We start from the raw sequence: 19,546 nt of genomic DNA, 5'->3' as shown, positions 1-19,546 counted from the left end.
TTCCCCCATTCCCCCATTCCCCCATTCCCCCATTCCCCCATTCCCCCATTCCCCCATTCCCCCATTTCCCCATTCCCCGCTATGAATTTTCCCTCGATTTCTGTCATCATACCCACCTATCGACGCGAAGAGCCTCTTAAAGATACCCTCGATGACCTACTCAAACAAGATTATCCCGATTTTGAGGTATTAGTTATCGACCAAACCGCTACCCACAGCCCCGCCATACAATCCTATCTGGAAAATCTGGCTAATCAGCAGAAAATTAGCTGGTATCGCCTGGATTGGGCGAGTTTACCTGGGGCCAGAAATTATGGAGTCCGTCGCGCCCAAGGCGATATCGTTCTTTTTATCGATGATGATGTGCGGCTACCGGATAATTATCTCAAAGCACATGGTGAGAATTTTGTCAAGAACCCTGAGATAGGTGTAGTGGCCGGTCGGGTATTCGATCGCATGAAATTGGGTGACTCCCAAAAAATGGTGACAGATACCAGCAAACCCTACGAAATCGACTTTTTACCCCCCCAAGCCATGGATCCAGGCATTGCTTGGTATTACATCGATCTTGTCCACACCACTAAACCCCAGCAGGTAATCTCGGCCCGGGGCTGTAATATGTCTTTCCGGAAGGATATATTTACGAAATACGGCATTTGGTTCGATGAACGTTTTCGTGGCAGTGCCGTGCGCGAGGAATCGGATTTTTGCTTAAGGTTACGCCGGACTCCCTATCATGTCTGGTACGATCCCACGGCTTATCTGGTTCATTTAGGGGAAGAAACCGGCGGCTGTCATGATATTAGCACTCGTTCTTTGAGTTATCAGACGACTTTTTATCATAATCACTTTTTGATGGCTCTGAAAAATCTCACTCCCGCTCAACAATTGCGACTCTATGCTAAATTATTTGATTGTCACGTTCTTGGCAATCCTCCCTGTAATAAAGGTGGTTCCCCGATTAAAATCCTTTCTAGGGGAATTTTTTATAGTTTAGGTTTTCTCGATGCTCTGAAAACTCAAGTAAAGTCCCTCTGGAATGATGGTCAAATTTATACAAAACTAGATAATCTATGAGAATTTTAGTCGCTAGTCATACATATATAGTTGATCTCAACTGTGAGAAACTGCGCTCCCTGACAAGATTAAATCCCAATATTGAGGTTACTATTGTTGTTCCCCAACGTTGGCAACCGGGAGGAGTCCAAAATAAAATCATTGAAAGTCAACCGAAAATAGCTGATAATTTCCGAGTCATTCCTATCTCTAATTTTAGCCAGAATAACCAATCTTTATTAACTTTTGGCACTGATATAATTTCTTTATTGCAAAAATTTAGACCCGATATTATTCAAGTGGAACAGGGTTCTAAATCTCTCGCTTATGCTCAATCTATTACTCTGAATCGTCTCTTAAATCTCCGGGCTAAAAATGTATTCTTTACTTGGTGGAATCTTCCCTATACTCCTAAATTTCCCATCTCTTGGTTAGAAGCTTATAACCTGAAAAATACCGATGGTTTAATCGCCGGTAATCAAGACGGAGTAGATGTTTTAAAAGAACGTGGTTACAGGGGGAAATACACCGTTTTACCGCAATTAGGAGTGGATGAAGTCCTTTTTTCCCCAAGCAAGCAACCCGATTTAGCCCGATCTTTAGGCATTGAAAACGATGAATTTGTGATTGGTTTTATCGGTCGTTTTGTAGAAGAGAAAGGCATTTTAACTCTGATTAAAGCCGTATCTAAATTAACAGGTAAGTGGAAATTATTACTGTTAGGTCGGGGAATCCTCAAAGATAAAATAGTCAGCGAAGCTACAGCCGCAGGAATAAGCGAGCGCTTGATGATAGTGGAAAGTGTTCCCCACGATCAAGTAGTTAATTATCTTAACCTGATGAACACTTTAGTTTTGCCGTCAGAAACCACCTATCAGGTCAAAACCTTAACGGCCGTCGGTTGGAAAGAACAATTCGGTCATGTCTTAATTGAAGCCATGGCCTGTCAGGTTCCTGTTATTGGTTCTGATTCGGGAGAAATTCCCTTTGTTATTGCTGATACGGGGTTAATTTTTCCCGAAAAAGATGGGGAGGCACTGGCTAAATCTATACAAACTCTCTTAGATAATCCCAGCTTCGCTCAAGAATTAGGCCAGAGGGGTTATCAGAGAGTAATGACCAATTATACTAATAAAGCCCTCGCTCAAAAACAATTGGATTTCTATCAACAATTACTCCCTCGGTGATGGAAGTGGGGAGAAGGGAGAGGGGAGAAGGGAGAGGGGAGAGGGAAGTGGGGAGATGGGGAGCAGGAAGAAAAAAGCTGATTACTGATTACTGATCAGTGGATCACTGAATCACTGAATCAGTGATCAGTGATCACTGATCACTGATCACTGATCACTGATCACCGGTTATGAACCATTCTTGACACCCCCCAGTCTAAACGGACAAGTAGCTAGGGGTGAGGGGAATGATCGAGGTGATAACCGATAAGCAAACAAGTGTGAGCGATCGAGAGTTAATCTTAAAGTGTCAAAGGGGTGATAGGGCTGCTTTTCGTCACCTTTACCGTCTTTATCAACCAAAAATCCGCTCTACTCTCTATCAACTCTGTGGACAGGAATTCCTAGAGGATTTTGTCCAAGAGGTATTTTTAAGAGTGTGGCACGGGTTGCCGAAATTGCGTTCACCTGAATACTTTTCCACTTGGGTTTATCGGATCACCTGGAATGTAGCGATCGATGGTCGGCGACAATTAGCCAAAAGACAAATGAGGATGGCCAAAAGCACTGATGAGGAAAACTCCCTTGATAGCGAATCCCGTCCCCAAGATAGTCCCGATTTGATGCAATTGCATTATGAGGAAGTGGTCCGACAAGGGTTAGAAATTCTCAGTTTAGAACATCGCGCTGTCCTCGTCCTTCACGATCTAGAGGACTTACCCCAAAAGGAAATCGCCCAAATCTTAGAAATTCCCCTCGGTACGGTGAAATCACGTCTTCATTATGCGCGTAAAACCATGGGTCAATTTTTGCAAAAACAAGGAGTTCTCTAATGTCCCCAGAAGATGACAAAGTGGTTAATTTTCTGCGTCGCTATCGTCCATCGCTGCCACCTCGACCGATAGATGAAGAGGAACAGTTAATGCAAATGATTAGGGGAGAAAGGCCGGTAACTTCTCCAAAATTGCCGCCTTTATTGGGTTTGATAACTGGTATTACTGCCTTATCGGCCCTGATTTTTGCTTCCTATCGTTGGTCTCATCCTCATCCACAACTGAGCCAAATTTCTGACGAGGAGTTAGAAGCTTTTTTAGTGGAGAGTTGGAACCATAGCATCGCTCCACCGATTGCTGCTCCTAGCGTTTATAGTTCGCCTTGGATGAGCTTAAACGAGCCTCAACTCACCTATTCTACCTATAATCCTTAATTTCTTTGTGGAGGTCAATTATGTCCCTTTCTACTCTCTCGATTCTCGGCACAACCATGGCTTTAACTCTGGCGGCTAACCTAGTCCCAACTGCCACTGTGCTATCCTATCCCCAAGATCGTCTATTTATCGCTCAAACTAGCTCTCCCCAGCGTCCTGAAAATCGTCCCCGTCGGATGAATAATTCTAGAGAAGGACTAATCGAACAATTAAACCTTACCGATGACCAAAAGTCAAAAGTTGCCGCTATTCGTCAGAAATATCAGGAAAAAACCAAAAAGTTGCGAGAAAACCTGAGAAGCAACGAACAAGAACTAAATAGTTTATTATCCAATAATGCCTCCGATCGAGATATCCGTGCTAAACATCAGCAAATCTCCCGGAATCGCCAAGAAATCAGTAACCTGCAATTTGAAAGTTTTTTGGAAATTCGCCAAGTCCTAACTCCTGCTCAAAGAACCGAATTTTCCCAGTTAATGCAGGAACGTTGCCCTAATTCCCCGAATTGCGGACGACCATAATTCCTATCAGTTCGGATTAAGGAACTTTTGCCTATTTTTTCACTTTCTTGGCCTGATATTGTCGGCGAAAATATTGGAATGTTCTTTGTCCGAACAGTAAAATACTGAAAAATCCTAAGCTGGCGATCGAGTTTGATTCCGATACATTAACCTGCTGCCCAGGATTAAAAGGCGCGAACGGAATCAGAGAAGTGGAAATACCCCAATAATTGATGAAGCCTCCTGAAAACCCATTAACCGTTACTCCTGCTGAACCCCAATTACCCCAATTATCGATTGAACCCCAATTACCTATCATTGTTTCTGCTGAAAGCCAATTTTCGCCCACAGAATTTCTAATTTCTGGGTCGGGATTTGTGGTTGTTTCCCCCGAAGGGTTAAAAGTAAATGAGGGACCTGATTGAAGTTTATTATTAGGGATATTGTCAAGGCCGAATAAATCTCGGTTAACAACAATACTTACCCATTCGCCATTACTCAATTGTAATTGACAGGTAATGCTTCTATTGCTGGCTAGGGAGCTGCCGATATCTCCGCTCTCGGCCAGACAGTTAGGGATATTGTCAAGGCCGAATAAATCTCGGTTAACAACAATACTTACCCATTCGCCATTACTCAATTGTAATTGACAGGTAATGCTTCTATTGCTGGCTAGGGAGCTGCCGATATCTCCGCTCTCGGCCAGACAGTTTTCGTCAATTCCTATGATATCGTCAGGAAAAAGTGAGAGACTATTTAAAATTCCTAAAAGCTGATCAAGGGAAATATTTTCTAGGTCTAAATCTGCCAAACTTTCCGATAATATGGATTGCCAATTGATCGGTTCCGTCAAAGAATTTTTGTCTTGATCACAACCCGTAGCAATTAAACCACAAAGTAACAATGGAGCCAGTTTTTGCCAAGCTAGTTTTCTCATATTTTTTGACAATTTGGGATGGTGATTAGGAAAATGTAAAATGCAAAATAGGTTTTTAGAAGCGATTGATTAGGCATAGGCAAATAATCCTAAGACCAAAGGAGGAATTTAGAAGTAAAAAAAATTAAGGTTATATCTAGGCTAAACATTAATCTTGCCTGAGTGTATCCTAACACGAGCAAAATCGGGTGACAACTGCAATGCTCGATTTCTGGAGAAAAACGCAAAGGATGGGTTACTACCCCATCCTCAACTTATCATTTACTGATAAATTATCGTTTCCAAGTGACTTTTGGTAGGATATGATTCATATCTACCCGCTCTCTGTACTTGGTGGCGAAGTTTAGGAGGGAATCGAGGAGAGAATCGGAGAGATAGTGAGGTTGTAGGCCTAGATCGAGTAATTTCGTGTTTTTAGCCTTGAAATAATGTTCCTCTAACTCGATGCGCGGGTTGTCAAGATTGTTAATCTCCACATTTAACCCTAGTGCGGAACCAGCTTTTTTAACCATCAGTGCCAAGTCACCGACGCTAAACAATTCGGTAAATTGGTTAAAGACGCGGAATTCTCCCGATTGAGCGGGATTTGCGAGCGCTAATTCCAAACAACGCACGGTATCGCGGATATCTAAAAATCCTCGCGTTTGACCACCTTTACCGTACACTGTCAGGGGATGACCGATCGCCGCTTGAATACAAAAACGGTTTAAAGCAGTACCAAAAACCCCATCGTAATCGAGACGGTTAATTAACATCTCATCCATTCCCGTTTCTTCGGTGAGGACTCCATAAACCACCCCTTGATTGAGATCTGTGGCTTTTAAACCCCACATCCGACAGGCAAAATGGATATTATGGCTATCGTGGACTTTGCTGAGATGGTACATACTACCGGGCTGTTTGGGATAGGGTAAAGTATCCTTACGACCGTTATGTTCGATCGTGATGTAGCCTTCTTCAATATCTATATTAGGTGTCCCATACTCACCCATCGTTCCCAGTTTCACTAGGTGCGCGTCGGGAAATTCCTCTTTCATCGCGTAGAGGATGTTTAAATTGCCAACAACGTTGTTAACTTGGGTTAAAACTGCGTGTTCGCGATCAATCATGGAGAAGGGTGCAGATCTCTGTTCTCCGAAGTGAACAATCGCATCCGGTTGAAACTGTCGCAGGGATTGAATCAAAAAGTCGTAGTTATTGATATCCCCGACAAAAAGATCGAGCGATTTTCCCGTCAGATCTTGCCAGCGTTGAATCCGATGAGATATGGGTGCGATCGGTGTTAAGGTATCGCAGCCTAATTGTAAGTCCCAATAGCGACGAACTAAACTATCAAGTATGCCTACTTCGTAACCTCTATTTGATAGATGGAGTGCCGTTGCCCAACCACAATAGCCGTCTCCGCCAATAACCAAAACTCTCATACAATATCTGTAAAGTTTATATACTCGTCTTTGCTCACTCTAGCAGTTTTGTGTCACGCTTTACCAACTTAGTCTGCGTGAACATAGCGGGGTGTGGGGTGTGGGGTGTGGGGTGTGGGGTGATGGGGAAATGGGGAAGTGGGGTGTAGGGTGTGGGGTTTTTCAGTGATCAGTAAACAGTAACCAGTTATCAGTGGGGGGAGATGGGAGAATCAATAAAGGTAGTCTATTGACAACTGCTCACTGATTACCACTGTCCACTGAAAACTCAAATCTGCTCACTGCTCACTGCTCACTGCTCACTGCTCACTGCTCACTGATAACTGATAACTGATAACTGATAACTGATGAGGGTGTTCTAGAAAACTTGACAAGGGAACGGATTATGGGGAAACTCAGCTTGTAATCAGTGGGCTTTGCTGACGAGAAAACAAAAGCCAAAAATCTAGATAAAAGGCAGTTTTTTTCGGTAACTCAAGGCCTATCTGCTTTTTTACTTTTTCTTTTCTACTTTTTACTTTATTACTTGATCTTATGCGTTGGCAAGCTCGGCAAAAATCTTCCTTTTCTTTCCTTCCCCTATACGGATTTTTGGCATTTATCGTCGTTTGTCTGATTATTTGGGCAAGTTCTCTCTATCCTCGTTCTAATGCTCTGGTGGGGGGTGATTCTCTCCCCGCACCTTTTAGGGAGTTTCAACCGGAATGCGCGGATTATGTCCTAGAAAATAGTTCTTTTAAGGATATATCGAGAATTTTTGATTGTAAAACCTATAAAAACCTCTCCGATCGAGTGATTTTTTCCCTATCTCTCCAAAAAAACGATATTAGTCTCGATAATTGGCAAAATAACTCGGCAACAGCGATCGAATTAGCACCCTGGCCAGAAATTCATCCCCGCGCTCAAGAGACAAAAGTACCGATCTTAATGTATCACGACATTTTACCGGAAAAAGAGGTATTCTTTGACGTTACTCCTGGCGAATTAGAGGCACATTTTCAATTTTTGCGGGAAATCGGGGCAACTCCTATCAGTATCGATTGGTTAATTTCCCATCTGCGGACAGGTATTCCCCTTCCCGCTAAACCAGTTTTATTAACTTTTGATGATGGTTATGGGGGACATTACCAGTATGTCTATCCTTTATTGAGAAAATACGGCTATCCTGCTGTTTTCTCGATTTATATCAATAAAATGACTCAAAAAACTGGCAGAACCAGTGTCACTTGGCAACAACTCCGGGAAATGGCCGCCGATCCTCTAGTACAAATTGTCTCCCATAGTGTCAGTCATCCCCGGGATTTAAGGTTATTGTCCGATGCAGATTTGGAGCAAGAAGTCAAGCAATCGAAACAAATCTTAGAAAAAGAATTGGGCATTCCGATTAATTATTTCACCTATCCGGAAGGGAAGGCGGACGATCGAGTGAAGGAATTCGTCAAAAAAGCGGGTTATCGGGCTGCTTTATCGATGAATGACCTCGATGAGCATTTTGCCGGACAATCCCCCGATTTACTCACTATTGGACGCTTTGGGCAATCGCGCACGCGAGAAGTTGTACCGCAAGCTTGGGGAGGTGATCCCTTACCCCGTAGGGATGGCGGTTTTAACTTTGCCACCACCATCCAAAAACGGGAAGTGGAATTTCCAACTAATACACTTGTTCTGATTAGTGGCGGTATTCCCAAAACCATCCACGCTGATAGTCGTTATCAAGTGGAGGAAATTATCGCCGGCACAGAAGCGATCGCGGCTGTAGATGGCGGTTTTTTCTCCCTCAAGGAATTGGACTCAAATCAGATGATCGGGCCGGTTTTAAGCGAAAATGGCGGCTTTATCCCGGGATATGAAGGGGAAATCGGCAAGTTAGAGGGTCGTCCTTTAGTAATCATTACCGATCGATGGGTGCGTTATCTTCCTTTTGATCCTGTCCGTCATAATACCCTAGAAGGAATCGCAGCGGAGGCCGGAGATGATCTCAAGGTGACGGATGCTTTTGTCGCGGCCGCTTGGTTAGTCAAAGATGGACAACCACAATCCCGAGAATCCTTTGGTACACTTTACGGTTTTGATGCCCTGCGTCACCGGGCTTTTTGGGGGATTAATCAGGCAGGACAGCCAGTAATCGGGGTTTCCAGAGAGCCGATCGATTCCATGGCTTTGGGAGAATTATTAGTACAGGCAGGCTTTCGGGACGCGGTGATGTTGGATTCAGGAGCAAGCACCTCCCTCGCTTATCAAGGCCAGTCGCAAGTGCATTATACTCCCCGTCCCGTTCCCCACGTTGTCGCTTTATTTCCCCCCACAGAAACCTATATTGTTCCCGTTAGTCATGTGGGGATTCCCTGCGTAATTTTCGCCGATTCCTGTCCTGCGGGGAGTTAGGGGACAAAAAGTTGCTAACCAGAAAACGGCTGAAGCTATGTATCTAAGAAAGCTCTAAGAGCAATTTTGTACTTGTTTTTCAGTCGTGGAGAAACTAGACCACCTTGCTGAATCTGTGCGAGAATTGTGGCTGAACAGGAGCCTTTTGGAATCGGACTACCCGCAGTGATTAAACTGGCTAATTCCGTGGCATCCATCTCCCGGGCAAATTGATAGGCAATCACGGATTCACAGACGATAAAATTCGGGACACCAAGGCCGGGCAAAAGCACACAAGTAGCTTCCGAACTGCTTCTTCGAGTTGTAACATTGACAAATAAATATCTATTTTCAGAAGTCTTTGCGATCGCAATATAGAGATGTTGCTTATTAGGGGGTGTATCAATTAAAAAGGCATCCCCCAGCTTGACTACCAGACTAGCCATGTAAAGCTCCATCTAAATAGGCTTCTCGCTGGGCTTCTTGGCTAATATCTTCGATTTCCTCCTCCGTTTTACCCATAGATCGCAAAACATCCTCCACTAAAATTGGAATAGCCGAACCATGGGGATCCTTCCATTCTGGTAAATCGTGAGTCCATTCGGCTACATGAAAGGGATCGAGATGGCCAAAAGTCTTGTAAACCTGTTTAAGAATCATTTCTTCTTCTTCACAGAGTTCTTCATTGCCGGGATATTGCAGCAGGTCAACATAATTAGAATCCCGGGGAGAAATATATTTCGACCACAGGGGTAAAGCAGAGTCCACGGGCTGTCCTTTAATCAAATCATAAACACCACTGAGAACCGGTCCATAATCCATTGATACATATCTATCCCCAGTAATTGGTTGATCCATGGTTTTTAAAGCAAGACGGTCAGCTATATAGAGCATTTTCAGCAACCCTAAATACTTCATCGGTTTGCCGTGCAGCTTTAAGAGTATAGCAGCGGCTTCAACTGCTTTCTCTGGATGAAACCGAAATTTGATCGTCATAACTACTATAAATTCACTGCTTTTTTATGACACTTTTATTATAGTTATTATTCTACATCGGCCATATTTAAGATTTTGTCCCAGTGGTTGAGGTTTCTAGCCTGATTTCTCAAAGATGCTGCTATAGGTATGATCGAGTTAAACCTTAGCCCAAAATTCTACCATGGAGATCGAACGTCTTAACGCCCTTTCCGATAATTATATTTTCCTCCTCTACGATCGAGCGCAAAAAATCGCGGCCGTGGTGGATCCGGCGGAACCTGAACCCGTTTTCAGGCGATTAGAGGCTTTACAGGTGGATTTAGTCGCTATTTTTAATACTCATCACCACGGCGACCATGTGGGGGCTAATCAGGCTTTAATTAATCGTTATCCCCATCTTTGTGTTTATGGGGGAAAGGAGGATCGCGGTCGCATTCCGGGCCAGCAGCTGTTTTTAGAGGAGGGGGATCGGGTGGAATTTGCCGGTCGCTGGGCCGAGGTTTTCTTTGTCCCCGGCCACACTCGCGCTCATATTGCCTATTATTTTCCCCCGGTTAACCCCGGAGATTACGGTGAGTTATTCTGTGGTGATACCCTGTTTTCGGGGGGGTGTGGTCGTTTATTTGAGGGAACACCGGGCCAAATGGTGGCTTCTTTAACTAAATTGCGATCGCTGCCCGACCAGACTAGGGTTTGGTGCGCTCACGAATATACGTTAAATAATTTAAAGTTTGCCTTGACAGTTGACCCTAATAATGCTGCTCTGCAACAGCGTTATCGGGAAGTGGAGAAAAATCGCGCTGAAGATATTCCCACGATTCCGGCAATTTTGGGGACGGAAAAGCTGACTAATCCTTTTTTGCGTTGGGATAGTCCCGCTTTGGCCATGACCATGGATAGCAGCGAACCAATACAAGTGTTTGCACGGCTGCGGGGCAAAAAAGATAATTTTTAAGTAGTGGCTAAGTAGGGTCTGCTGAAAAAGTACGGGCGAAGCATTCGGATAGAAAATCTACGGTTTCACCGATAGGTTATTGCCCGAATGCTTCGCCCCTACAGGACGCGGGCCGATGAAGATGCAAGGTTTTGAACGACGATTCTCTCAAAATCTTGCACCTGTTTCGCGAGAAAAGCCCCAAAACCCTTACTTTGCCTACATTTCACATTTATTCAGCAAACCCTAAGTAGGTAGGTTTTTGGTTTCTGTGGTTAGCCCCCCTTATTAAGGGGGGTAGGGGGGATATCCCCTTATTAAGGGGGGTAGGGTGTGGGGTGTGGGGTGTGGGGTGTAGGGTGTGGGGTGTGGGGTGTGGGGTGTGGGGTGTGGGGTGTAGGGTTGATTCATGAATCAACCCTACAGGGAGTAGGGGGGATCAAAGGCAAAATCTATCCCTACAAGCTCAACGGTTGCGGCTCTAACTTCAAATCGGCAAGACTGACATCACCGTGACCATTTACCGCCACCTCTAGGGGCAAATTGCCGTGATAAGCTTGGATTAACAGGGTTTTTAAGTCCTCAATCAGGGGATAACGGGGATTGGCTCCGGTACACTGATCATCGAAGGCTTGTTCAGCTAAATGGTCTAATTTGGCCATAAATTCGGCTTCACTTTCGGGAATTACCTCTTTAATACTGGCCGGAATACCGATTTCCCGTTTTAAACATTCGATCGCTAATACCAATCTTTCCACACTTTCGGTCTCGCTTTCTCCTCCCAATCCCAAGGAATGAGCGATCCTGGCATAGCGCCACTTCACGTTAGGATATTTGTACTGAGAGAAAGTCGCCTGTTTAAAGGGGGCATCGGTGGCATTATAGAGGATGACGTGGGAAATCATCAAGGCATTGGCTAGACCGTGGGGAATGTGGAAAATTGCCCCCAATTGGTGGGCCATGGAGTGACAGATGCCTAAAAAGCCATTAGCGAAGGCCATTCCTGCCATTGTCGCCGCGTAATGGACTTTTTCCCGCGCTTTCGGGTCTTTAGCTCCGTTATGATAGGAACTGGGCAAGTATTTAAACAGCAGTCGGATGGCATCTTGAGCAAGAGCATTGGTGTACTCTGAGGCTAAAACCGAGACGTAGGCCTCAAGAGCGTGAGTTAAAGCGTCAATTCCGCCGTAGGCTGTCAATTTTTTCGGCATATTCAGCACTAATTCTGGATCGACGATGGCCATGCTGGGAGTTAGGGCATAATCTGCCAAAGGATACTTAATATTATTACGGCGATCGGTCACGACGGCGAAGGGAGTCACTTCTGATCCTGTTCCCGAAGTGGTGGGAATACACACCATGAGAGCTTTTTCGCCTAAAGGGGGCAATTCATAGACTCGTTTGCGGATATCCATAAAACGCATGGCCAAGCTCTCGAATTCTATCTCTGGATGCTCGTAGAGTAGCCACATGATTTTAGCGGCATCCATGGGGGAACCACCACCGATAGCGATAATTACATCGGGATTGAAGGTATTAATGACATTTAACCCCCGTTCGACGGTTTCTAGGGAAGGATCGGGTTCCACATCATAAAAGATATTAATCGTGATGCCGATTTCTTCTAAAACCTCCTCTAAAGCTGCGGTAACTCCTAGGTCAAAAAGAGGTTTATCGGTGACAATAAAGGCCCGTTTTTTGCCGGCTAATTCCCGAATAGCGACGGGTAATGCTCCGTATTTAAAATATACTTTTGGTGGTACTCGGAACCAAAGCATATTTTCCCGGCGCTCGGCTACGGTTTTAATATTTAATAGGTGGGTAGGTTCGACGTTTTCGCTGATGGAATTACCGCCCCAAGTGCCACAACCGAGGGTTAAACTAGGATCGAGACGGAAGTTATAGATATCACCAATCGCACCCTGGGAGGAAGGGGTATTAATTAATACCCGGGCTGTTTGTACGTTGTCTTGAAAGTGCTTAATATGTTCCCGATTGGAGGGTGCGGTATAAAGCACGGCCGTATGACCTCGACCGGCAAATAAGACCAGTTTTTCGGCTTTTTTGACCCCATCTTCAAAGTCTTTCGCCCGGTACATGGCTAAAATTGGCGAGAGTTTTTCGTAGGAAAATGGTTCCTCTAAGCCAATATTTTCCACTTCTCCGATTAGTAAGCGGGTATCTTCGGGAACGGAAATTCCGGCCATGGTGGCTAATTTTTCTACCGGTTGTCCGACGATATCGGGGTTGATATGACCATCTTTGAGGAGAATCCCGACGACTTTTTCCCTTTCTTCGGGGGAAAGAAGATAGGCCCCGCGATCAATAAATTCCTGTCGAACTTCTTCATAGATGCTATCGACAACGATTACCGATTGTTCCGAGGCGCAAATCATGCCGTTATCGAAGGTTTTACTGAGAATAATCGAGGAAACGGCCATTTTTATGTGAGCGGTTTCGTCCACTAAAGCGGGGGTATTGCCGGCACCGACTCCTAGGGAAGGTCTTCCGGAAGAATAGGCCGCTTTTACCATACCCGGACCGCCGGTAGCAAGGATTAAATTAATGCTGGGATGTTGCATTAATGCTTGGGAAAGTTCCACCGATGGCTGATCGATCCAACCAATAATACCGGCTGGTGCGCCCGCTTTGACGGCCGCTTCTAAGACTATTTTGGCCGCCGCGATCGTGCAGTCTTTGGCTCGCGGATGGGGGGAAAAAATGATGCCGTTGCGGGTTTTCAGGGCAATTAGGGCTTTAAAAATGGCTGTGGAGGTGGGATTTGTAGTGGGTACGATCCCCGCTAAAATGCCCACGGGTTCGGCGATTTTTTGCAATCCAAAGGATTTATCTTCTTCGATAATTCCGCAGGTTTTGCTGTGTTTATATTTGTTGTAGATGATTTCTGAGGCAAAATGGTTTTTAATCACTTTATCTTCTATTACTCCCATCCCTGTCTCTTGTACTGCCATTTTAGCCAAAGGAATGCGCGCGTTGTTGGCTGCTAATGCGGCTTTTTTGAAGATAAGATCTACTTGTTCTTGGTTATAGTTGGCAAATTGTTGTTGAGCTTTTTTTACCTGTTGTATCAGTTCTTCTAGCTCTTGTCTATTGGTAACTATCATAACAATTTTGTTGAAAAAATTAGGCATTTTATTCTATTATAGCTTTTTTCGCCAAGGTACTCGCTCAATCTTGGGATTTTCTTTATAGTTTCCTAAGCATTGGTATTATAGAATACTAATAATTCTAGGTAATAGGTATGGGGAAGTGGGGAGATGGGTTTTAAAGTTCGATTGGGAGTTTATCATACTATTAAAAACAGAATTTATCATGAGAACTAATGTATCAAATTTAAGTCCCCCTTTTTAAGGGGGATTTAGGGGGATCAAATTTTTGTCAGTCCTTTGGGATGCTTTTGGGTGCGTTACTACATTTATATTTATTTTATTCCCCCCTCTATTATCCTGATTTCTTCCTCGCTTAATCCATACAATTCATACACTATTTGGTTAATTTTTGTTTCTAACTCCTTGACTTCTTTTCCCTTAGCTTCTAAACATTGTTTAACTAGATATTCGATCGCTTGTTTTTTAGGATTATCAATGTCAACAACTGGAATCTGAGAAACATACATCGGTTTAAATTCAAAAAAACCCCCCTGTTTAGATGATGCTATCTGTTGAATAAACCACCACATTATTGAAGAATTTAAAATAGCTAACAGACAATAAGCATTATCAGTTATACAGATTGAAGTTTTATCATTGCTATAATATCCACATAAATCTAGGGTATATTCAACATTATTGACGATAGCAGGAATAATAATTTTAGGTTGTTCAAATTCTTGCCAGTAAGCGATATTATCTTGGATTTCATACCATTTATAACTCCCTACTTTTCTTCCTATACCTGGAGTCAATTTTTGTTTGTATTGACTCAAATACTGTTCAATTGCAGGGTATTTTTTAATATCAATTCCCCTTCTGGTAAAGATTATCCATAAATCTTTATATTCTACGCACCATCTTTTTACATCTCGTCCTCGGAGAAAAGGTTTAATAACTTCCTCGGAGGAGGGATGTTCACTAATTAATCTATCGCGGGTGATTTTATCAATCACAAAAGCTTCATTTAAACCTGTGGTTATTCCTCGATAAAATCTACCTTTTACATATTCTCCCAAAGGAGTACCGACTTTTTGCAATTTAGCCAATAAATCTAAAGTTTGTGAAGATTCTAATTTCCAACCATCAGCAGATAAATTAGCTTGAGTGATGGTTAGATAATCTTGTTCTAGAATTGTGGCAAACTGGGTGATATTTTGCTCTTTGTGTTTATCCCAAGCTAAAGCTTTAAACTGATTGCCATCACATTTATCTTTACTTAAAGCGATAATACTGGGATAAGCGGTAGCTTCTTCAAAGACAGGAAAATCACCAAAGTCAATTAAATTAAAAATTTTGGTCGAATTGCTGAGAAGTTGTCTTAATTTTTCCCCGTATCCCGAACGAAAATATTTATTTGAGGAGATATAAGTTAAATAACCTTTAGTTTTGAGTATTTGTAAACCCCTCTCATAGAAATAGACAAATAAATCGGCAATCCCGGTATAGGATTGATAAATTTTCTGCAAGATAGGTTTAATATTTTTGAGTTCCTCCTGTCGGATATAAGGAGGATTGCCAATTACCACATCAAAACCGATAAAATTCCCCTTATCATCTAGAACTTCGGGGAACTCGAAGCGCCATTCAAAAGCATTATGATAAATCTTACCGCTTTCAATCTCCTCCAGTTGCGGACGTAACTTATCAATCTCATTCCTTAACTGACTAATCTTCCTTTCCCGCGCTTTCTTTTCCTTGGGTGACTCCTCAAATAATAAAATTTGATTCTCTAGACTATATAAATCCGTTTCCAAACCCCGCAAGCGCTTTTTCAGAGGATTATCTAACTGTAAAGTCTGACGAAAACTACTCTTAATCTCACTTATCAATCTCTCCATCTCACGCTTTTGCGATTTATCCTCCGCATTGCGATAGACTCTCACCGCATCCTTATAACTCTCGATACTTAAACGATTTTTGCGGGAAAAGACTTGTAAATCATTGGATAACCCAAAGCGACTAATCAGAGAATTGCCAACCTTGATATTAATATCGATATTCGGTAACGTCTCTAACTCATTATCTGCTTTGTAGTAAGCATTCTTGAGTAACTCAATCCATAAACGCAACCGACAGATTTTCACCGAGTTGGGATTGATATCAACTCCAAAGAGACACCCCTCAATCAGACGCTGTTTTTCCTGAAATAAAGTCTCCTGTACTCGCTGACTTTCTCGGTTGCGGGGATTATATTCAAACAGATTACCGTCATCATCGGTGACGATTAACTCATCGTTCACCACCTCAACCCGATAATCCCTGAGAGTTTTACCCTCTTTATCCACTAAAATCTGTAACTCACTCTTAATCGCGATTATCTCGTTCAAAGCAGAAACAAGAAAATGTCCCGAACCCACCGCAGGATCACAAATTTTGAGACTATTGATAATAGCATTGGCTGCCGTTTTATCTTTGATGCGGTTATACACATCCTCGATAGTCTGACAATCCCATCCCTGACTCTGGTTAAATTTCTCTATTACTGCGCGTCGAATCGTTTCCCGACACATATACATAGTGATGAAACCGGGGGTGAAAAAGGAACCATCCTTATATCCGTTGATTTTCTCGAAGATTAATCCCAACACTGACGCATTGATAAGAGTCTTATTATCCTCCTGTATCGCTTCCCCACCTTCGCTGCTAAAATCGTAGGCATTGAGAAACTCGAATAGGTATGCTAAAGCGTTGATTTCTCCTGTTCGCTTTTTCCCCTGACTATCCTTTAAGACTGTTCCTGCAAAAATCTCTATATTCTCCGAACGCAGGTTACTGATGACTATGGTTGACTGTTCTAATTCCGTCGGTTCAAATAGGGAACTGTTGAGATAGGGAACCTGAGTATAGGTATTCTGGATGTCTTTGCTTCTTTCTGACTGTTTTTTTGCTAAGACGCTGAAAAATAAGCGATTTAAGTCGTCATAGTCGGCAATTTTGCCTAAATTGAGAAACCCTAGGGATTTATCCCCCCGATGATACCTAATTATCTGCGCTTCTAATAGTTTGAGGAAGAGGATTCTATTTATCCAGGTTATCCCCAACTCTAAACCGATATTCAATAGTCTCTCCTCTTCCGTCTCCCCAAATTCTTCGGGATTGGGTAAACGAGAGATTTTATCTAAACTCTCCACTTGACTGATAGCGTTCTCTAGCAGCGAACCGGGTTGTCGCGCTGCCGGTTGCAGACGTTGGATGAGTTTTTTTCCTCCCTCTTTTATCTCTGTCAATCCGATGATATGCAGCAGTTCACTATAAAAGTTTTTGTCGAGACTGTTGCTATCGTTCGCAAAGGGGAGTTTTAAGAGGTGTTCGGGAGAAAAGATTTTATAGAGACTGATGAGGTTATGTTCGTCTTCCCGGATGGTTTGGGAGTATTCCCGCAAGTCAAAATGGGTGTATGTCAGGGAATCGAGTATGGAGTTAAGGAAGGGTTCTCCTATCTGTTTGTAGAAGAAGTCGGTGGTTTTTCCCGTTAGTCTCCCCGTCTCAAAGTCATTAAACTGTCTGACAAGTTCCTGATTTTGTGCGAATAGTCTCTCGAAGATATTCCCATCGAAGATAAACCACTCATATATATTGGTAGCAATCAGGTGTTTTATCTCTAGGTTTTTCTCGGTTATCCTTTCCCGTAGGAAGTAGAGGAGTAATTCCTGTAATGCTTTACAGTTGAGTTTGTCTCTCCGCAGCATCTCGCTTTTATTGCTGGGTTTCTTGACTTCCAGTATTACCCCCACGGAATCCCGCGATTCTTTCCCATTATGGATGACTAAATCATTCCTTCCCTTGGTGTTGATGAAATGTTGGGGACTATAGTAGCTGTGTTTGAGAAAGTCTGCAAGCAGGTTTTTATGGAACTCCTCTGATTCTGTCTCGTTTATACTCCCCAAAAGTTGTCCTAGGTGGGTTTGAAACTTCTCTACCTGACTACGACTCGGTTTGACTCTTAGGAATGCTTTGTTTAATGCTTGTCGGGGAGAGAAATTTTCTGTCTTCATACCTTTATCCTCTTCCTACTCAACCCGATTTTGGAGTCTATTTTTTTCTCTCTTATCTTTGCTCAAAAACCCTATATATATTTGCGCACGGATTCCCATTATCTAAAAAGTCTAAAGCAAGTCTCGTCATTTGTCAAGGGTTTTTAGAAAAAAAATCGAGCCGATTTTATAATCACCGTAACAACAATTCAGATCGTAAGGATAATTCCGTAGGGATAATTCCGTAAGGATAATTCCGTAAGGATAATTCCGTAAGGATAATTCCGTAAGGATAATTCCGTAAGGATAATTCCGTAGGGATAATTCCGTAGGGATAATTCCGTAGGGATAATTCCGTAAGGATAATTCCGTAGGGATAATTCCGTAGGGATAATTCATGAATTATCCCTACTCAGGAATGCTTTGTTTAATGCTTGTCGGGGAGAGAAATTTTCTGTCTTCATACCTTATATCCTCTTCCTACTCAACCCGGTTTTGGAGTCTATTTTTTTCTCTCTTATCTTCGCTCAAAAACTATATATATATTTGCGCACGGATTCCCATTATCTAAAAAGTCTAAAGCAAGTCTCGCCATTTGTCAAGGGTTTTTAGAAAAAAAATCGAGCCGATTTTATAATCACCGTAACAACAATTCAGATCGTAGGGATAATTCCGTAGGGATAATTCCGTAGGGATAATTCCGTAGGGATAATTCCGTAGGGATAATTCCGTAGGGATAATTCCGTAGGGATAATTCCGTAGGGATAATTCCGTAGGGATAATTCATGAATTATCCCTACTCAGGAATGCTTTGTTTAATGCTTGTCGGGGAGAGAAATTTTCTGTCTTCATACCTTATATCCTCTTCCTACTCAACCCGGTTTTGGAGTCTATTTTTTTCTCTCTTATCTTTGCTCAAAAACTATATATATATTTGCGCACGGATTCCCATTATCTAAAAAGTCTAAAGCAAGTCTCGCCATTTGTCAAGGGTTTTTAGAAAATCTCCCCACTTCCCAAGAGGTGAGGGAAATTGCCAGTAAGTTTGCAGGGGTAGAAAGTTTAAAGGAAGCGGTCGCAACGCGCTCGCTACGCGAGACCGAGCAGTTACAATTATTGTTATCTTCAGCTTGATCTTATTTTACTAAATAGCCAAAAACTAAAATGAGATTCCTATTTATTATCCTGACAAGGAGATGAATAAATGAATAACTTTTCTGATAAAACCCATCGTCGTTCCTTAAGATTATCTCACTATGATTATTCTCAATCGGGTGGATATTTCGTAACAATTTGTATTAAAAATAGTGAAAATTCATTAGGTGACATACAAGATAATGTTATGAATATTAATCAATTTGGTCAAGTTGTTAAGGATATTTGGCATAGTTTAGATACTCGTTATGAAGAGGTTATTTTGGATGAATTTGTGATTATGCCTAATCATATTCATGGAATAATATTTATTGATAACCCAGTAGAGATAATTCATGAATTATCTCTACTGAAGGAAAGGAGAAAAATGTTGTTACCCAAAGTGATTGGTTATTTTAAAATGAATAGTGCTAAACTGATTAATCAATTGCGGGGTAATCAAGGTCAATCGGTTTGGCAAAAGAATTATTATGAACATATTATCCGTGATGAGGTTTCCTTAACGAAAATTAGAGAATATATTGTTAATAATCCTTTAAAATGGCATCAAGATATTGAAAATCAGCAAGTCAAACCTAGTCAGGAGGAACTTCAGTTTTGGCAAAACTTCGGTAGAAAGGATTTATAATCACCGTAACAACAATTCAGATCGTAGGGATAATTCCGTAAGGATAATTC

Annotated in this window: 16 protein-coding genes; 8 read left to right on the top strand and 8 right to left on the bottom strand. The window is 42.4% G+C overall.

What is annotated here, in order from left to right:
• The first annotated feature begins 81 nt into the window (after positions 1-81).
• From hpsN to RAM70_RS12120, 5 genes are all read left to right on the top strand, one after another.
• A complete protein-coding gene (gene hpsN, locus RAM70_RS12140) occupies positions 82-1,077 on the top strand; it encodes a hormogonium polysaccharide biosynthesis glycosyltransferase HpsN (protein WP_287999645.1) in 996 nt (331 codons plus the stop codon).
• A complete protein-coding gene (gene hpsO, locus RAM70_RS12135; protein ID WP_312673911.1) occupies positions 1,074-2,243 on the top strand; it encodes a hormogonium polysaccharide biosynthesis glycosyltransferase HpsO in 1,170 nt (389 codons plus the stop codon). Before hpsN ends, hpsO begins: the two co-directional genes overlap by 4 nt.
• 227 nt (positions 2,244-2,470) lie before the next feature.
• Positions 2,471-3,055 (top strand): sigma-70 family RNA polymerase sigma factor, encoded by a 585-nt coding sequence (locus RAM70_RS12130; RefSeq protein ID WP_045358224.1) that lies wholly within the window; start codon positions 2,471-2,473, stop codon positions 3,053-3,055.
• Positions 3,055-3,429 (top strand): hypothetical protein, encoded by a 375-nt coding sequence (locus RAM70_RS12125; RefSeq protein WP_045358226.1) that lies wholly within the window; start codon positions 3,055-3,057, stop codon positions 3,427-3,429. The genes RAM70_RS12130 and RAM70_RS12125 overlap by 1 nt, the downstream gene beginning before the upstream one ends.
• Positions 3,430-3,449: 20 nt before the next feature.
• Positions 3,450-3,950 (top strand): Spy/CpxP family protein refolding chaperone, encoded by a 501-nt coding sequence (locus RAM70_RS12120; protein WP_045358227.1) that lies wholly within the window; start codon positions 3,450-3,452, stop codon positions 3,948-3,950.
• Between the two features lie 31 nt (positions 3,951-3,981).
• Here RAM70_RS12120 and RAM70_RS12115 read toward each other — a convergent pair whose 3' ends face one another.
• Both RAM70_RS12115 and RAM70_RS12110 read right to left on the bottom strand, forming a co-directional pair.
• Positions 3,982-4,866: a hypothetical protein gene (locus RAM70_RS12115; RefSeq protein ID WP_312673906.1), complete on the bottom strand. Its 885-nt coding sequence runs from the start codon at positions 4,864-4,866 to the stop codon at positions 3,982-3,984.
• Positions 4,867-5,138: 272 nt separating this feature from the next.
• A complete protein-coding gene (locus RAM70_RS12110) occupies positions 5,139-6,290 on the bottom strand; it encodes an NAD-dependent epimerase/dehydratase family protein (protein ID WP_045358229.1) in 1,152 nt (383 codons plus the stop codon).
• A 534-nt stretch (positions 6,291-6,824) separates the two neighbouring features.
• Here RAM70_RS12110 and RAM70_RS12105 point away from each other — a divergent pair.
• On the top strand, positions 6,825-8,675 hold the full coding sequence (locus tag RAM70_RS12105; protein WP_312673905.1) for a polysaccharide deacetylase family protein: 1,851 nt from the start codon (positions 6,825-6,827) through the stop codon (positions 8,673-8,675).
• 35 nt (positions 8,676-8,710) lie between these two features.
• Here RAM70_RS12105 and RAM70_RS12100 read toward each other — a convergent pair whose 3' ends face one another.
• Together RAM70_RS12100 and RAM70_RS12095 are read right to left on the bottom strand one after the other, a co-directional pair.
• On the bottom strand, positions 8,711-9,100 hold the full coding sequence (locus tag RAM70_RS12100) for a hypothetical protein (RefSeq protein WP_002803334.1): 390 nt from the start codon (positions 9,098-9,100) through the stop codon (positions 8,711-8,713).
• Positions 9,093-9,650: a Panacea domain-containing protein gene (locus RAM70_RS12095; protein WP_312673904.1), complete on the bottom strand. Its 558-nt coding sequence runs from the start codon at positions 9,648-9,650 to the stop codon at positions 9,093-9,095. The genes RAM70_RS12100 and RAM70_RS12095 overlap by 8 nt, the downstream gene beginning before the upstream one ends.
• A 163-nt stretch (positions 9,651-9,813) precedes the next feature.
• On the opposite strand from RAM70_RS12095, the gene gloB reads away from it, so the two are divergent.
• Positions 9,814-10,587, top strand: coding sequence for a hydroxyacylglutathione hydrolase (gene gloB, locus RAM70_RS12090; RefSeq protein ID WP_190381730.1), 774 nt, complete (start codon positions 9,814-9,816; stop codon positions 10,585-10,587).
• A gap of 437 nt (positions 10,588-11,024) precedes the next feature.
• Here the strand turns inward: gloB and adhE are convergent, their stop codons facing one another.
• From adhE to RAM70_RS12070, 4 genes are all read right to left on the bottom strand, one after another.
• On the bottom strand, positions 11,025-13,691 hold the full coding sequence (adhE, locus tag RAM70_RS12085) for a bifunctional acetaldehyde-CoA/alcohol dehydrogenase (protein ID WP_045358258.1): 2,667 nt from the start codon (positions 13,689-13,691) through the stop codon (positions 11,025-11,027).
• A gap of 317 nt (positions 13,692-14,008) precedes the next feature.
• Positions 14,009-17,734, bottom strand: coding sequence for a class I SAM-dependent DNA methyltransferase (locus RAM70_RS12080; protein WP_312673899.1), 3,726 nt, complete (start codon positions 17,732-17,734; stop codon positions 14,009-14,011).
• A 126-nt stretch (positions 17,735-17,860) separates the two neighbouring features.
• On the bottom strand, positions 17,861-18,112 hold the full coding sequence (locus RAM70_RS12075) for a hypothetical protein (RefSeq protein ID WP_045358238.1): 252 nt from the start codon (positions 18,110-18,112) through the stop codon (positions 17,861-17,863).
• A gap of 238 nt (positions 18,113-18,350) precedes the next feature.
• Complete coding sequence (locus RAM70_RS12070; protein WP_159291492.1) at positions 18,351-18,500, bottom strand: hypothetical protein; 150 nt, start codon at positions 18,498-18,500, stop codon at positions 18,351-18,353.
• A gap of 417 nt (positions 18,501-18,917) precedes the next feature.
• On the opposite strand from RAM70_RS12070, the gene RAM70_RS12065 reads away from it, so the two are divergent.
• The gene (locus RAM70_RS12065; RefSeq protein ID WP_045358265.1) at positions 18,918-19,496 is read left to right on the top strand and encodes a transposase; all 579 of its coding nucleotides are present in this window, start codon (positions 18,918-18,920) and stop codon (positions 19,494-19,496) included.
• The last annotated feature ends 50 nt before the right edge of the window (positions 19,497-19,546 follow it).

The organism is Microcystis wesenbergii NRERC-220 (assembly GCF_032027425.1).
Lineage (GTDB): Bacteria > Cyanobacteriota > Cyanobacteriia > Cyanobacteriales > Microcystaceae > Microcystis > Microcystis wesenbergii_A.
This window is presented reverse-complemented; position numbering and strand designations above follow the sequence as displayed.

Coding starts and splice junctions, on each gene's coding strand:
- RAM70_RS12075 (WP_045358238.1), bottom strand. CDS start 18,112: ATGAATTATCCCTACGGAATTATCCCTACGGAATTATCCTTACGGAAT.
- RAM70_RS12070 (WP_159291492.1), bottom strand. CDS start 18,500: ATGAATTATCCCTACGGAATTATCCCTACGGAATTATCCCTACGGAAT.
- RAM70_RS12080 (WP_312673899.1), bottom strand. CDS start 17,734: ATGAAGACAGAAAATTTCTCTCCCCGACAAGCATTAAACAAAGCATTC.
- adhE (WP_045358258.1), bottom strand. CDS start 13,691: ATGATAGTTACCAATAGACAAGAGCTAGAAGAACTGATACAACAGGTA.
- RAM70_RS12110 (WP_045358229.1), bottom strand. CDS start 6,290: ATGAGAGTTTTGGTTATTGGCGGAGACGGCTATTGTGGTTGGGCAACG.
- RAM70_RS12065 (WP_045358265.1), top strand. CDS start 18,918: ATGAATAACTTTTCTGATAAAACCCATCGTCGTTCCTTAAGATTATCT.
- RAM70_RS12125 (WP_045358226.1), top strand. CDS start 3,055: ATGTCCCCAGAAGATGACAAAGTGGTTAATTTTCTGCGTCGCTATCGT.
- RAM70_RS12095 (WP_312673904.1), bottom strand. CDS start 9,650: ATGACGATCAAATTTCGGTTTCATCCAGAGAAAGCAGTTGAAGCCGCT.
- RAM70_RS12115 (WP_312673906.1), bottom strand. CDS start 4,866: ATGAGAAAACTAGCTTGGCAAAAACTGGCTCCATTGTTACTTTGTGGT.
- gloB (WP_190381730.1), top strand. CDS start 9,814: ATGGAGATCGAACGTCTTAACGCCCTTTCCGATAATTATATTTTCCTC.
- RAM70_RS12100 (WP_002803334.1), bottom strand. CDS start 9,100: ATGGCTAGTCTGGTAGTCAAGCTGGGGGATGCCTTTTTAATTGATACA.
- hpsN (WP_287999645.1), top strand. CDS start 82: ATGAATTTTCCCTCGATTTCTGTCATCATACCCACCTATCGACGCGAA.
- RAM70_RS12120 (WP_045358227.1), top strand. CDS start 3,450: ATGTCCCTTTCTACTCTCTCGATTCTCGGCACAACCATGGCTTTAACT.
- RAM70_RS12105 (WP_312673905.1), top strand. CDS start 6,825: ATGCGTTGGCAAGCTCGGCAAAAATCTTCCTTTTCTTTCCTTCCCCTA.
- hpsO (WP_312673911.1), top strand. CDS start 1,074: ATGAGAATTTTAGTCGCTAGTCATACATATATAGTTGATCTCAACTGT.
- RAM70_RS12130 (WP_045358224.1), top strand. CDS start 2,471: ATGATCGAGGTGATAACCGATAAGCAAACAAGTGTGAGCGATCGAGAG.